The organism is Ruegeria sp. D3 (assembly GCF_056534465.1).
The window spans coordinates 127,719-141,859 of sequence record NZ_JBQFPK010000010.1 but is presented as its reverse complement, the minus strand read 5'-3'; the positions used below and the strand labels follow the sequence as shown (position 1 = coordinate 141,859).

At 60.1% G+C, this 14,141-nt stretch carries 12 protein-coding genes; 9 read left to right on the top strand and 3 right to left on the bottom strand.

Going from position 1 to position 14,141, the window contains the following annotated elements; all coding sequences use genetic code 11:
* Positions 1 to 7 precede the first annotated feature (7 nt).
* The 4 genes from ACR0DX_RS15700 to polA all read left to right on the top strand — a co-directional run bounded on the left by ACR0DX_RS15700 (position 8) and on the right by polA (position 4,444).
* On the top strand, positions 8 to 199 hold the full coding sequence (locus tag ACR0DX_RS15700; RefSeq protein WP_170355833.1) for a zinc-finger domain-containing protein: 192 nt from the start codon (positions 8 to 10) through the stop codon (positions 197 to 199).
* An 89-nt stretch (positions 200 to 288) separates the two neighbouring features.
* Positions 289 to 951: a YrbL family protein gene (locus ACR0DX_RS15695; RefSeq protein WP_170355835.1), complete on the top strand. Its 663-nt coding sequence runs from the start codon at positions 289 to 291 to the stop codon at positions 949 to 951.
* Between the two features lie 243 nt (positions 952 to 1,194).
* Entirely contained in the window at positions 1,195 to 1,578 is a 384-nt protein-coding gene (locus ACR0DX_RS15690) for a hypothetical protein (protein WP_170355837.1), read from the top strand.
* A 70-nt stretch (positions 1,579 to 1,648) separates the two neighbouring features.
* Entirely contained in the window at positions 1,649 to 4,444 is a 2,796-nt protein-coding gene (gene polA, locus ACR0DX_RS15685; RefSeq protein ID WP_480846660.1) for a DNA polymerase I, read from the top strand.
* Positions 4,445 to 4,488: 44 nt separating this feature from the next.
* Here the strand turns inward: polA and ACR0DX_RS15680 are convergent, their stop codons facing one another.
* Positions 4,489 to 4,752, bottom strand: a complete 264-nt coding sequence (locus ACR0DX_RS15680) for a DUF2798 domain-containing protein (protein WP_331251824.1) — start codon at positions 4,750 to 4,752, stop codon at positions 4,489 to 4,491.
* Positions 4,753 to 4,781: 29 nt separating this feature from the next.
* Entirely contained in the window at positions 4,782 to 5,537 is a 756-nt protein-coding gene (locus ACR0DX_RS15675) for a hydroxypyruvate isomerase family protein (RefSeq protein WP_480846657.1), read from the bottom strand.
* Positions 5,538 to 5,716: 179 nt separating this feature from the next.
* On the opposite strand from ACR0DX_RS15675, the gene ACR0DX_RS15670 reads away from it, so the two are divergent.
* Positions 5,717 to 6,649 carry a DMT family transporter gene (locus ACR0DX_RS15670; RefSeq protein ID WP_480846655.1) on the top strand — a complete coding sequence of 311 codons (933 nt, stop codon included), beginning with the start codon at positions 5,717 to 5,719 and terminating at the stop codon, positions 6,647 to 6,649.
* Here the strand turns inward: ACR0DX_RS15670 and ACR0DX_RS15665 are convergent.
* Entirely contained in the window at positions 6,646 to 7,224 is a 579-nt protein-coding gene (locus tag ACR0DX_RS15665; RefSeq protein WP_480846653.1) for a DUF1285 domain-containing protein, read from the bottom strand. The genes ACR0DX_RS15670 and ACR0DX_RS15665 overlap by 4 nt on opposite strands.
* A 64-nt stretch (positions 7,225 to 7,288) precedes the next feature.
* Between ACR0DX_RS15665 and ACR0DX_RS15660 the strand changes: the two genes are divergently transcribed.
* Genes ACR0DX_RS15660 through ACR0DX_RS15645 form a run of 4 tightly spaced genes read left to right on the top strand, consistent with a single transcriptional unit; the run spans position 7,289 to position 13,966 of the window.
* Positions 7,289 to 8,296: an AAA family ATPase gene (locus ACR0DX_RS15660; protein WP_170355845.1), complete on the top strand. Its 1,008-nt coding sequence runs from the start codon at positions 7,289 to 7,291 to the stop codon at positions 8,294 to 8,296.
* A complete protein-coding gene (locus tag ACR0DX_RS15655) occupies positions 8,293 to 9,168 on the top strand; it encodes a DUF58 domain-containing protein (protein WP_170724666.1) in 876 nt (291 codons plus the stop codon). Before ACR0DX_RS15660 ends, ACR0DX_RS15655 begins: the two co-directional genes overlap by 4 nt.
* Positions 9,165 to 11,927 carry a DUF4159 domain-containing protein gene (locus tag ACR0DX_RS15650; protein ID WP_170355848.1) on the top strand — a complete coding sequence of 921 codons (2,763 nt, stop codon included), beginning with the start codon at positions 9,165 to 9,167 and terminating at the stop codon, positions 11,925 to 11,927. Before ACR0DX_RS15655 ends, ACR0DX_RS15650 begins: the two co-directional genes overlap by 4 nt.
* Positions 11,924 to 13,966 (top strand): hypothetical protein, encoded by a 2,043-nt coding sequence (locus tag ACR0DX_RS15645; RefSeq protein WP_170355849.1) that lies wholly within the window; start codon positions 11,924 to 11,926, stop codon positions 13,964 to 13,966. Before ACR0DX_RS15650 ends, ACR0DX_RS15645 begins: the two co-directional genes overlap by 4 nt.
* Positions 13,967 to 14,141 lie beyond the last annotated feature (175 nt).

The following is a 14,141-nucleotide window of genomic DNA, read 5'->3' as shown; positions in this document are numbered from 1 at the left end:
GCCAGCCGTGACCATCGAAGCGCCGGAAACCAAGATCGTGGAAACCACCCGTGTCGCCTGTGACGGTGGCGAAGGGGCACTGGGCCATCCACGTGTCTGGCTGCAAATCCCTGAAGACACTGGTTGGGTCGAATGCCCCTATTGCGATTGCAAATACATTCTCAAAGGGTCCGCGGCCGAAGAGGCGCAATCAATCTGATATAATACTGTTACAAGGGCTGACGCCGGGCAGGATATGCTGTAGCGTGCTGCGTCAGAATTCTTGTGTCATTTCCACGCGGATCCGGAATGATCTTTCCAGTGCAACTGGTTCACCTGTCCGACAAAGATCTTGTTGCCACAGGTGGCCACAGAAACGTCTATGCCTACCCTGACCAATCCGATCTTCTGATCAAGGTGACGCGCCCGCGCACGCGGCCCAACCGATCCTTTGCCAAGCGCGTTGTGCGGTATTTGCTGCCGGACTCGGTCTATCGCAATGCATTGAAAGAGCTGGAGTGCGAGATGAAGGCGGCGTTGAAAAGCGGCCCGGATATCGCGAAAATGCCATTGGCCCGGTCTTTTGGCGTTGTGCAAACGGATGCCGGGCCGGGCATTGTGGTCGAGCGTATGGAATCTGAGGACGGCTCTCTGGCGCAGGATTTGATGTCGTTGTGCCAGCAGCGCCGGCTGCCCCCCGAGGTTCTGAACAAGCTGAATGATTTTGTTCACAAGCTGTTCGACTTTCAGATCGTGGGTCGCGATATTCATGCGCAAAATATCGTTTACGGCACGCGCGACTCAGTGCCGATGTTTGTGCTGATCGACGGGTACGGGGAACGCAATCTGGTCCCGTTGCGCAGCCTAAGCCGGCGACTGAATGACAGGTCGTTGAACAAGCAGATGCACGAAATCGCTGTAAAAACCGGATTGCGATGGGATGCGGCAACCAGAGCGTTCAGCGCCCCATAGCTTTGGTTTGCTGCTTGCCTGATGGCGGATCGCTGAATCGAAGAGATATGGTCATACAGGCACAGTTACGGTGCGTTTTCTGCAAGCAATAGTGTTCTCCCAAATACTGCCGTGGTTTTATGCTATGGCCGATTTGCAGATTTTGGGATGAGTTCGATGACGGATGTAGCATCTACTGACACAGCCAGTCCGGTTTTCGGCTAGATCGGGTTTGGTATTGGTGCCCTTGCGCTGTTTGCCGCGTTGTTCGTGTTCTGGGCCGGGCCGTTTGCGCCGCAGCAATCGACGGGCGTTTCGTTGGGCGAATTGGCCGCCGAGATCGGCAAGTCCACCTTGCGCTCGGCCGCGGGGCTGGAACAGCCCGAGCCCGTCGCGCGCAGCCGTGATCTGGATGACTTTCTACAGATCGGCGTGGCCATGCTTGGGGCCTTGGCAATCGTTGTATCTGTGATTGGGCTGCTGCGTCACGAAAGAAGGCGCCCTGCAATTGCCGGCACCGTGATTGGCGTAGGTGCGATTCTGTTTCAGTTTTTTGCCATGGCCTTCTTCGCCTTTTTGGGCGTGCTGGTTATCATGGCGCTGCTCAACAGTTTTTCCGACGTGATCAGCGGCTTGTTCGGTGGCTGACGCGCGTTCTTGACTGGCCACCTGAGCGGCCCTGTGGCACAACGTCCCCTGACCGACAGGGAGAGCGCGCATGAGCAATTTCGGAAAAGGATGTCACCTGCATCTGATCGACGGATCGGCCTTTATTTTCAGGGCCTACCACGCGCTGCCTCCGCTGACACGTAAGTCGGATGGTTTGCCAATTGGCGCGGTGTCAGGTTTCTGCAACATGCTGCAGAAATATGTCGAAGGGAACGCGGGGCCGGATGCGCCGACCCATGTGGCGGTGATCTTCGACAAGGGGTCACACACGTTCCGCAACGATCTCTATGACCTATACAAGGCCAACCGCGAGGCCATGCCCGAGGATCTGCGTCCGCAGATGCCCCTGACCCGCGAGGCGACCCGCGCCTTCAACATTGCCTGCAAAGAATTGGAGGGCTATGAGGCCGATGACATCATCGCCACGCTGGCCGTGCAGGCGCGCGAGGCTGGGGGGCGGGTTACTATTGTCAGCTCGGACAAAGACCTGATGCAGCTTGTGGGCGGCGGCGTTGAGATGCTGGACGCGATGAAGAACAAACGTATCGACAAGGATGGCGTGTTCGAGAAGTTCGGTGTCGGGCCTGAACGCGTGGTCGATGTGCAGGCACTGGCAGGCGACAGCGTAGATAACGTGCCCGGTGCGCCGGGGATTGGGGTCAAGACCGCCGCCTTGCTGATCAACGAATATGGCGATCTGGAAACCCTGCTGGATCGCGCTGAAGAGATCAAACAGCCCAAGCGTCGCCAGACCCTGATCGAAAAGCGCGACCAGATCGAGCTGTCGAAGAAACTGGTGCAGTTGGACGAAAACACGCCGCTGGATTTCACGCTGGACGATTTGGAGGTGCAGGACCCTGATCCCGAAACCTTGCTTGGGTTCCTTGCGGATATGGAGTTCCGCACCCTCACCAAACGCATTGCGGACAAGCTGGGGGCCGAGGCCCCGGTGATCGCCGATGCGCCTGCGCCCGAAGTGGTGACCGAGGCTGAGGATATCCCCTTTGACGCCTCGAAATACGAATGTGTGCGCGACGCGGCGGCGCTGCAGGCGTGGATCGACCGGGCTTATGAAACCGGCTGGGTGGCCGTCGACACCGAGACGACCGGATTGAACGAAATGATCGCCGATCTGGTGGGCATTTCCCTGTGTGTCACGGCGGGCGAGGCTTGTTACATTCCGCTGACCCACCGCGATGGGGCCGCTGATGATCTTTTCGGGTCGGATGCACTGGCCGAGGGGCAGATGCCGTTGGATGAGGCTCTAACTTTGCTCAAACCGATGCTTCAGGACGCCTCGATCCTGAAGATCGGGCAGAACATGAAATACGACGCCAAGATTTTCGCGCGTTATGGCGTAGAAGTGGCGCCGATCGACGACACGATGCTGATGTCTTATGCGATGCATGGCGGTGAGCACGGGCATGGGATGGATACGCTGTCCGAGCGTTACCTGAATCACACGCCGATTCCGATCAAACCGCTGCTGGGGTCCGGCAAATCGGCCATCACTTTCGACAAGGTGCCGATTGACGAGGCGACGGCTTACGCCGCCGAGGATGCGGATATCACCCTGCGCCTGTGGAAGCTGTTCAAACCGCAACTGCATCAGGTGCAGGTGACGACGGTTTATGAGACGCTCGAACGCCCGCTGGTGCCGGTTCTCAAAGAGATGGAGATGCATGGCATCAAGGTGGACCGCGATGTCCTGAGCCGCATGTCTAACGCTTTTGCGCAGAAAATGGCCGGGTTAGAGGCTGAAATCCACGAATTGGCGGGAGAGAACTTCAATGTCGGTTCGCCCGCGCAACTGGGTGAGATCCTGTTCGACAAGATGGGGCTTGAGGGCGGTAAGAAAGGCAAGACCGGGAAGTATTCGACCGGGGCGGACATTCTGGAAGACCTCGCCACCGAACACGAGTTGCCCCGCCGGGTGTTGGATTGGCGGCAGCTTTCCAAGCTGAAATCGACCTATACCGACGCGCTGCAGACCCATATCAACCCGGATACAGGCCGGGTGCATACATCTTATTCGATCACGGGGGCGAATACGGGGCGTCTGGCCTCGACCGATCCGAACCTGCAGAACATCCCGGTGCGCACCGAAGAAGGCCGCCGCATCCGCGAGGCCTTTATCGCCGAGCCAGGTAATGTGATGGTCAGCCTCGACTACAGCCAGATCGAGCTGCGCATTCTGGCTCATATCGCTGAGATACCGGCGTTGAAACAGGCCTTTGCCGATGGTCTGGACATTCACGCCATGACCGCCTCCGAGATGTTTGACGTGCCGCTTGATGAGATGACGCCTGATATCCGCCGCCAGGCTAAGGCGATAAACTTTGGCGTGATTTACGGGATTTCAGGCTTTGGTTTGGCGCGCAACCTGCGCATTCCACGCGCCGAGGCGCAGGGTTTCATCGATCGGTATTTCGAGCGGTTCCCGGGTATCAGAGCCTATATGGACGACACCGTCGCGTTCGCCAAAGAACATGGGTATGTGCAGACGCTGTTTGGCCGTAAAATCCACACGCCCGAGATCAATGCCAAGGGGCCGCATGCCGGGTTCTCGCGTCGAGCGGCGATCAACGCACCGATTCAGGGGACAGCGGCAGATGTGATCCGGCGGGCGATGGTGCGGATGCCGGACGCCATCAATGGGCTGCCTGCCAAGATGCTGCTACAGGTGCATGACGAATTGCTGTTCGAAGTGGCCGAGGATGCGGTGGATCAGGTGATCGGTGTGGCGCGCGACGTGATGGAGGGAGCATCGGATCCCGCCGTTAAACTGGATGTCAAGTTGTGTGTCGATGCCGGGCAGGGCGCCAACTGGGCCGAAGCGCATTAAGTGCGCGCTGCTCATCAGGCCCGGCGGGCCCTCTTTGCAGCGGGTCAATCCTGCGTCTTGACCCAACCTTCGACCATACGTTTGACGAAAGGTCCAAGGCTTAGAATAACAAGAAATGCGATGGGCCAACAAAAGGCCCAGGACCCGAACCAGTCACCCAGGGTGGTGGGACCAAAACCAACTGCCTTGACGGTTGCGATACCTGTAACGATACAGGACATCAGTCCTGACATGATCAGACCGAAAAGGGCGTGGGCGAAACGGGCTGGTATCATTGAAGGCGCTTTCGAAGTCGAGACGTTCTTCATTTGCTGGATTTTTTGTCAAGAATCCAGAGTTATGGGGTCATCCAACCAAGACTGTCTGCGGAATTTTGCGTGGACGGGGTGTATTCGGCACTGACCCAACCTGTGTACCCATGTTGGTCCATTGCCGCGAACAGGGCCGCGAAGTCCGTTGGGCCTTTGCCCGGTTCAGCCCGTTTCGGTGCGGCACCGATCTGAGCATGAACTACATGTGGGCGATAGCGGTTCCAGATTTCCAGCGCGTCGCCATGGATCATATGCGCGTGAAAGCTGTCGTATTGCAGGGCGATATTGGGGCGATCTACCTGGGTCAGAACCTCGGCGGCAAGCGCGTAGTCGTTCAGGAAGTAATCCGGTTGCGAGACAGGGTTCAGCGGCTCGATCGTGAACTTTTGGTTCGGCGCATAGTCGGCAGCCCATTGCAGATTGCGCACAAACGATTCAAGCGCATCAGGGCCCGAAGCATAGCCGGACATGATGTGGATCAGCCCCGGTTTCAGCACGTCCGCATAGCGTATCACCCGGCGGATATCGGACTGAAATCGCCCTTCGCCGCCTGGTACGGCCGCATAGCCCGGCTGCCCGCCGGTATAGTTGGGAGGTGGTGCGTTGATCAGCACAAGTTCAAGCCCATTGGCCAGTAGGGCGCGGCGGGTTTCCTTGGCGGCCAAATCATAAGGAAACAGAATTTCGACGGCTTTGAACCCGGCCTCAGCCGCTGCTTGGAACCGGTCGAGATAGGGCAGTTCGGCGAACAGCAATGAGATATTGGCGGCAAATTTCGGCATGATCGGACCCGGTTTGATGGTGGCGGGACCTTAGCGGGCCGGGTTTGGCGGTGAAAGGGCCTGAAAACGACAGATTGTCGAAAATCGGCCAGAACGCCCGGCACAGATCAGAGACATTTGGGACAATGCGGCGAATCATTTCCAGTCGCCGATCCAGCAGAAGGTCTGACACCATGGCGATGAGCCCTGACCCCGTGCGCGGGACCGCCCTCTCTGTGTCTGCCGGGCGCAGTTCTGCCTTATCGGGCAATGGCTTGGCGGTCGCCAGTATGTTGACGTGGGCGGCAGGGTTTCCGGCGGCTGAGGTGCTGCTGCAAAGCTGGCCTCCGGTCGCGTTGCTGGTGGCGCGGCTGGCGTTGGCGGTGCTGGTTATGGTGCCGATCTGGGTGCTGTTTGACGGCCCGACCCGTGTGCTGCGAGCACGTTGGGGTCATGCGATGCGGGTCGGCGGCACGCTGGGCGTGGCGATGTTCCTGATCATTCTCGCGCAGAAGCTGACCGATCCCGTGACCGTGGCGATCATCGCATCCTGCGCGCCCTTGTTCGCAACGGTGTTAGAAGTGGTGACGGGCGCACGGCGGCTGCGGTGGAATTTTGCGTTGGGCGTGATCGTGTCGATTGTCGGTGGTTTAATTGCCACCAGCGCGGTGGCCCCGGCGCAGCTGGGCTTGGGTGCGGTTTGCGCCATTGCGTCCACGGGCCTGTTCTGCTGGGCCAGCATGGCGATTGCGCGGGATTTCCCCGATCTCAGCCAGACAGGGCGCAGCACCATCACCTTTGTCGGGGGGCTGGGAACCGCTGCCGTGTTGTTCGCCGGTGCCGCGCAGATGGGGATGGAGGTGATGCCCACAACCACGCTCGACATGCAGCAAGCGGGGATGCTGGTGATCTATGCGTTGATCTCCATGGGGTTGAGTCAGGTGTTTTTCATCGCATCCGTGGGCAAGATCGGCGTTGCGTTGGCCTCATTCCACATCAATATCGCGCCATTTTACGTGATGCTGATCATGCTGGTGCTGGGCGAGGAGTGGAACTGGACCCGCGCGCTGGGCGCGGCGATCGTGGCAGTGGCCGTGATACTGGCGCAAGAGCGTCGGGCACAGGTGGCCTAGTCCGGCAGATCATCCGACCGGATCAGAGGGAAAAACTGCCCGTCTGACCAGACCCCGAACCAATCGCCACTATGCTCGGCGATGTCGACCAGCCGGTAAAAGCTTTTGCGGTCGATCCGCGCCTCTAGGTTTGCGCGTACCAATATATAGGGGGCAGGCTCCTCTGTTTCGGTATCAATGACAATCCGGAGCGGATGGTCCGCACCTGCGACGGCCGTGTCGCCCACATATGTGGTGAATGTCAGCTTTTGCATCTCGCCGCTGCCCTCGACCTCGAAATCGACGGCGATGAAAGGCACGTCCTCGACAGTGATTCCCACCTTCTCGACCGGGGTGACGAGGTAATATTTCCCGTCTTCTTTCTTAAGAATTGACGAAAACAGCTTCACAAGCTCGAACCTGTTGATCGGCGACCCTAGATAAGACCAAGAGCCATCTTTGGCGACATTAATGTCCAGATCGCCACAAAACGGAGGATTCCAAAGGTGAACGGGCGGCGAACCCCGCGTTTTGGCAGCTTTGACTGATGCTTCAATGCCATCTGGTGACGGGGTCACAGGTTTTTGTCCGCTCATTGCTTTTGCCATTTCCTCTCAGCGCGATACACTCTGCTTATAATAGTCCACGGAAGGGAAAGTCATGACCGAACCTGCCGACCTCGTGTCCGAGATCGAAGCGCTGGAATCGAAACTGCAAGAGGCGAAGGCCTCGATCACCCGTCGCTTTATCGGACAGGAAAGGGTCGTGGACCTGACCCTGACCGCGCTGCTGTGCGGCGGGCATGCGTTGCTGATCGGTCTGCCCGGTCTGGGTAAGACGCGACTGGTTGAAACGCTGTCGACCGTAATGGGCCTGCACGGCAACCGCATCCAGTTCACGCCGGACCTGATGCCTGCCGACATTCTGGGGTCCGAGGTTCTGGATACCGCCGAAGATGGCAGTCGCCACTTCCGGTTCATTTCTGGTCCGATCTTTTGCCAGTTGCTGATGGCGGATGAGATCAACCGCGCCAGCCCCCGGACGCAATCGGCGCTGCTGCAAGCGATGCAGGAACGCACTGTGACGGTGGCGGGCGAGGATCGCTCGCTGGGGACGCCATTTCACGTGTTGGCGACGCAGAACCCGATTGAGCAGGAAGGTACCTATCCGCTGCCCGAGGCGCAGTTGGACCGCTTCCTTGTGCAAATCGACGTGGAATACCCCGATCGCCAAACCGAACGTGACATTCTGCTGGCCACCACGGGCGTCGAAGAAGATGACGCGCATGAGATTTTCACCAAAGAAGAGCTGCTGGCCGCTCAGGTTCTGTTGCGGCGCATGCCCGTCGGAGATTCGGTGGTTGAGCTGATCCTCGATCTGGTTCGCGCCTTCCGCCCGGATGAGGCTGGCGTGTCCGAACGGGTGGCGGAAACGGTCGCTTGGGGGCCGGGTCCACGTGCGGCGCAGGCGCTGATGATGACAGTGCGCGCGCGGGCGATGTTGCAGGGACGGCTGGCCCCGAATGCCGATGACGTCTTGGATATGGCGCGCCCTGTGCTCAGCCACCGGATGGCGCTGAACTTTGCCGCCCGGGCGCGCGGGGACAGCCTTGCTGATCTGATCGAAAGCACCGCTGCCGGCTTGATCCGCACCGAGGCTGCGGCGTGAATGCTGCGCTGACCCTTCGTGAAAGATCCGAGGCCGAGGCGTCTCGGCTGCCGCCGCTGTTGGCGCGGGCTGAGCATCTGGCCGGAACCGTTCTGCTGGGCGATCACGGGCGTAGGCGCTCGGGGCTGGGTGATGATTTTTGGCAATATCGCCCGGCACAGATCGGGGATAGTCGTCGGATGATAGACCATCGCCGCTCGGCGCGCGGGGATCAGCAGTTTGTACGCGAACGCGAATGGCAGATCGCGCAATCGGTGATGCTGTGGGTCGATCAGGGGGCCTCGATGCGATTTGCATCGGACAAGAAACATCCGACTAAGGCCGACCGTGCGCGTCTGCTGGGGCTGGCCACGGCCATTCTACTGGTGCGAGGCGGAGAACGCGTGGGCCTGACCGGCACCACCCTACCGCCCCGGCGCGGCAACGCTCAGATTGTGCGGCTGGCGCAAGCCTGGTCCGAAGATGCCGAGGCCGATTATGCACCGCCCGAACACCGCGCCATGATCCCGCATGCGCGGGCCGTGTTCATTTCCGATTTCCTCGGACCGATGGATGAGGTCGAACTGGCCCTGACCAAGGCCGCCGACCGGGGCGTGCGCGGTGTTCTGTTGCAGGTTCTGGACCCAAACGAGGAAAGTTTTCCCTATCGCGGTCGGACCATATTCGAAAGCGTCGGCGGCACGACCCGCCACGAGACATTGAAAGCCGGAGAGCTGCGCGACCGCTATCTGGACCGGCTTGCCAAACGCAAGGACGCGCTGACGCAGTTGTGTCGCGCGACCGGTTGGCAGCTTGGGCTGCATCACACGGGTGACAGCGCGCAGGCTGCTCTGTTGTGGCTCTATCGTGCGTTGGATCGGGGGTCAGTATGACGGTTTTGGCGGGTATTGGCTTTACTGCACCTTGGGTGCTGCTGGGTTTGCTGACCTTGCCGATCCTGTGGCTGATCCTGCGTGCTGTGCCACCTGTGCCGATCCGTCGGTTGTTCCCGGCGGTGACGTTGCTGCTGGGCTTGAAAGATGAAGAAAGCGTCTCGGATCGGACACCCTGGTGGCTATTGCTGTTGCGAATGCTGGCAGCCGCGGCGATCATCATCGGGCTTGCAGGTCCGGTTCTGAACCCCTCGCGTGATCAAGCCGGGTCAGGACCGTTGATGTTGGTGCTGGATGCCAGTTGGGCCGGGGCCACGCAGTGGTCGTCGACGCTGGACCAGATCGATGCGCAACTGGCCGAGGCTGGGCGCGCTGGGCGGACCGTTGCAATCCTGAGCCTGACCCAACCTGAGATGCCGGTGTTCCAGTCTGCCGAAGACTGGCGCGGCAGGTTGCCGGGTCTGGCGCCCGCCCCGTGGCAGCCAACCGAGATCCAGATAGAACAAACCACTGCTGCGTTGAACCAGCTAGATGGCGGGTTCGATACGCATTGGTTCAGCGACCGCTTGGACTATGACGGGTATGACGCGATCCTTGCAGAGTTGCAGCGGCGGGGAGAAGTGACGGTGTATCAGTCTGCCTCGCCTGTATTTGCGATCCTGCCGGCGTCTTATCAGGACGGGCTTATACAACTGACCGCGCAACGGTCTGAGGCCGGACCGGCTGAGGAAATCTCTGTTCTGGCACAGGGCCGCGATCCAGCCGGTGCGATGCGTGTTCTGCAGTCGGTGGATATGACGTTCGACAGCGGTGAAACACAGGCCCAGGTCGATCTTTCCTTACCGTCCGAGTTGCGCGCCCGCATCACGCGGTTCGAAATCCAGGGTCAACGCTCGGCCGGCGCTTTGACACTGACCGATGACAGCCTGCGGCGACGCGAAGTTGCCCTGATCGCCGGCACCTTGAACCGAGAAGGGCTCGAGCTGCTGTCACCGCTGCACTACCTGACGCAGGTGCTGATCCCAACGGCAGATTTCGTCGAGGGTGGTTTGCTGGACGTTTTGCCCGCCAACCCGGACGTGATCGTTCTGGCTGATGTGGCGAAACTGTCCGCGGGTGAGCAAGAGACCGTTGTCGAATGGGTTGAACAGGGCGGGTTGCTGTTGCGCTTTGCCGGGCCACGTACGGCCGCCAGCGATCTGGGTCGCGACGCCGAGGATGCTTTGCTGCCGGTGCGCCTGCGCAGCGGGGGCCGTTCGGTCGGAGGTGCGATGAGCTGGGGCGAGGCCAAGGGGCTGGCTCCGTTCCCGGAAGATTCGCCCTTTTTCGGGCTCGAGGTGCCGTCGGACGTTTCGGTGACCACGCAAGTAATGGCCCAACCCGACCCTAATCTGGCGGATCGGGTGATTGCCTCGCTTTCGGATGGCACACCGCTGGTGACACGCAAGGCTTTGGGTCTGGGGCAGGTGGTGCTGTTTCATGTGACTGCAGATGCGGAATGGTCCAGCCTGCCGCTGTCGGGTCTGTTCGTCGAAATGCTGGACCGTCTGGCGGTCGCGTCGGCGGCCAAGTCACGGCAAGAGTCACAGTTGCAGGGCACCACGTGGGAGCCGATTCAGGTAATGGACGGCTTTGGTACCCTAACGGATGCAGGCAACCTGTCCGGTGTGGACGGTGTCGATCTTGTCTCGGGCCAGATCGGCCCGGACCTGCGTCCGGGGCTGTATGAAAGTGGTAAACAAAAGCTGGCGCTGAACGTTCTAACCGAAGATGCGGCTCTGACCCCTATTTCCTGGCCAGCCGATGTGCCGATCAAGGGGCAAGAGATCAGTACCGAGACCCCGATCGGCGGTATCCTCCTGAGCCTCGCGCTTTTGCTGCTGACGTTGGATGTTATAGCGTCACTTGCGCTGTCAGGACGTCTGGGATTAGCCCGCGCTGCGGCTGTGGCGCTGGGCGCTGTGCTGATTGCCCCCGACGCGCAGGCGCAGACGCCAGAAGATACCGAATTTGCCTTGAATGCCACGACCGAGCTGGTGCTGGCGCATGTGTTGACCGGCAACGCAGAGGTTGACGATATCGCAGGCGCGGGGATGCGCGGGCTGGCGCAGACGCTGTTCTACCGCACATCGGTCGAACCGGCCGACCCAATCGGAGTGGATCTGGAACGTGATGAGCTAGCCTTTTTCCCGTTGCTCTACTGGCCGATCACTCCGGATCAACCGCAACCCTCGGCCGAGGCATATTCCAAGCTGAACGCCTATTTGCGGTCGGGCGGGATGATCCTGTTTGACACGCGCGATTCAGATGTGGCGCGGTTCGGCGCCGCCAGTCCCAATGGCCGCAAGTTGCAGCAACTGGCAGGACCGCTGAACATCCCATCGCTCGAACCTATTCCCCGTGACCATGTGCTGACGCGGACCTTCTATCTGCTGCAGGATTTTCCCGGTCGGTATGCAAGCACGGATGTTTGGGTCGAGTCTGCACCGCTGGATGCTGAGCAGATCGACGGGATGCCGTTCAGGAACCTCAACGACAATGTGACGCCTGTGGTGATCGGCGGCAATGACTGGGCCGGGGCATGGGCCGTGGATCGAAATGGTCAGGCGCTTTTGCCCGTTGGGCGCGGCTATGCCGGGGAACGTCAGCGTGAGCTGGCCAACCGCTTCGGGGTCAATCTGGTGATGCATGTGCTGACCGGAAACTACAAATCGGATCAGGTACATGTACCTGCGCTGCTGGACAGGTTGGGACAATGACCGGAACCGTACTTTTTGACCCATTGATCCCGTGGACGGTTTTGGCTGTTGTGGCTGCCATTGCCGTGGCGGGTGTGGCGTTGGCCCTGTGGCGTGGGCTGTCGGGCTGGGCGTTGCGTGGTTTGGCGGCGCTGGTGGTGGTCGCGGCATTGACTGGGCCCGTTTATCAGGTCGAAGATCGCGCTCCGCTGACCGACATCGTATTGATGATCGAAGACGAAAGCGCCAGCCAGACTTTGTCGGACCGGGCTGAACAAACGGTCCAAACCGCCGATAATCTGGCCGCCGAGATCGAGTCCCGCGACAATACCGAACTGCGTCGCATCAAAGTTGGCGACGGCGAGGGCGATGAGGGTACTCAAGTCATGGCTGCGCTGAACGAAGCGCTGGCCGAAGAGCCCCGCGCCAGAATTGCGGGCATTCTGGTCGTCTCGGACGGTATCATCCACGACGCAGAGCAGGCGCCGGACCTTCCTGCGCCAATGCACCTATTGCAGACGGGGCGCGCCGATGATTGGGATCGTCGCCTGATCGTTCGTAACGCTCCAGCCTTTGCCATTATCGGCGAGCCCGTCACCCTGACATTGCGGGTCGAAGACAGCGGTGCCGCTCCGGCGGGTGCGGCAACCGCCCCGCTAGAAATCTCGGTCGATGGCGCCGAGGCAGAGCAATTTACCATTCCCATCGGTGTCGATGTCGAGTTGCCCATCACGCTACCCCATGGCGGGCGCAACGTTCTGCAGTTCACGGTGCCACAGGCCGAGGGCGAGCTGACAGACCGCAACAATACAGCGCTGATCCAAATGAACGGTGTGCGCGACCGGTTACGGGTGCTGCTGGTCTCAGGCGAGCCGCACCCCGGCGGGCGGACTTGGCGGAACCTGCTGAAATCCGACAGCTCGGTCGATCTGGTGCATTTCACCATTCTGCGTCCACCCGAGAAACAGGACGGTGTACCGGTTGACGAACTTTCGCTGATCGCTTTTCCAACGCGCGAGCTGTTTCTCGAGAAGATCAACGATTTCGACCTGATCATCTTTGACCGCTACAAGCGTCGCGGCATTCTTCCGGCGATCTATCTGGACAATGTCAGCAACTATATCAACGAAGGTGGCGCTGTGCTGATCGCCGCGGGGCCGGATTTTGCCAGTGCCGACAGTATCTTTCGATCTCCGCTTGCGCCCATACTTCCCGCACAGCCGACTGCGCGTGTGATCGAGGAGCGGTTTGTTCCGATGGTAAGTGATCTGGGTCGCAGGCATCCGGTGACGACCGATTTGGGCGACTCGGATCAATGGGGGGCGTGGTTACGCCAGATCGACGTCAAGCAACGCAAGGGTGACGTGCTGATGACCGGTGTGGAAGACCGGCCATTGTTGGTGCTGGACCGGGTGGGCGAGGGTCGCGTGGCCATGCTGGCTTCGGATCACGCCTGGCTGTGGAGTCGCGGTTTCGAAGGCGGCGGGCCGCAGTTAGAACTGTTGCGCCGTCTGGCGCATTGGATGATGAAAGAGCCCGAGCTGGAAGAAGAGGCCCTGTGGGCCGAAGCCAACGGCCAGGTCATGCGCATTATTCGCCAGACTTTGGAAGATGAAGTTGGCCCGGTCACTGTCACGCAACCCAATGGCGAAACGCTTGAGGTGACATTGGACGAGGTCTCGCCCGGTCGGTTTGAAGCGCAGTATTACGGGCCCGAGATTGGCCTTTACCGTTTGCAGGAGGGTGAGCACTCGGCGGTGATCGGCCTTGGCCCGGCCGCGCCAAAAGAATTCGAGCGCACGATTGCCACCTCGGAGGTGCTGGACCCTATTCTGGTGGGACTGCGCGGTGGCACCATCCGGATCGAGGATGGGATGCCGTCAATCCGCAATGTGAGGGTCGGTCGACCGGCCTCGGGTCGTGGTTGGATTGGCCTGACGCCGCGCAACGCTTATGAAACGCGGGATGTAACGCAGGCCGGATTGTTGCCGCCATGGTTGGTTGTGCTGCTGGCGGGCGGTTTCCTGATTGGTGGATGGATGCGCGAAGGACGGCGTTGATCCCGAAATCTTTGGCGACAAGGACCCGTTTGGCCAGAGCACCGAGCGTCGTTCTGCTCGCTGTCAGCAGGGTGATCAGAGTATTTGACATGCATCCTGTGCAAACCGATCTGGCCGTCTGTTACGCATTCTGGCAGCGTCGAGTGACAGGGCCGACGGTTCTGTGCGCGGCATG

What these genes read in the sequence shown, in the direction of transcription:
- ACR0DX_RS15650 (WP_170355848.1), top strand. Translation starts at nt 9,165, where the DNA reads ATGACGGTTTTGGCGGGTATTGGCTTTACTGCACCTTGGGTGCTGCTG.
- ACR0DX_RS15670 (WP_480846655.1), top strand. Translation starts at nt 5,717, where the DNA reads ATGAGCCCTGACCCCGTGCGCGGGACCGCCCTCTCTGTGTCTGCCGGG.
- polA (WP_480846660.1), top strand. Translation starts at nt 1,649, where the DNA reads ATGAGCAATTTCGGAAAAGGATGTCACCTGCATCTGATCGACGGATCG.
- ACR0DX_RS15695 (WP_170355835.1), top strand. Translation starts at nt 289, where the DNA reads ATGATCTTTCCAGTGCAACTGGTTCACCTGTCCGACAAAGATCTTGTT.
- ACR0DX_RS15680 (WP_331251824.1), bottom strand. Translation starts at nt 4,752, where the DNA reads ATGAAGAACGTCTCGACTTCGAAAGCGCCTTCAATGATACCAGCCCGT.
- ACR0DX_RS15645 (WP_170355849.1), top strand. Translation starts at nt 11,924, where the DNA reads ATGACCGGAACCGTACTTTTTGACCCATTGATCCCGTGGACGGTTTTG.
- ACR0DX_RS15660 (WP_170355845.1), top strand. Translation starts at nt 7,289, where the DNA reads ATGACCGAACCTGCCGACCTCGTGTCCGAGATCGAAGCGCTGGAATCG.
- ACR0DX_RS15675 (WP_480846657.1), bottom strand. Translation starts at nt 5,537, where the DNA reads ATGCCGAAATTTGCCGCCAATATCTCATTGCTGTTCGCCGAACTGCCC.
- ACR0DX_RS15665 (WP_480846653.1), bottom strand. Translation starts at nt 7,224, where the DNA reads ATGAGCGGACAAAAACCTGTGACCCCGTCACCAGATGGCATTGAAGCA.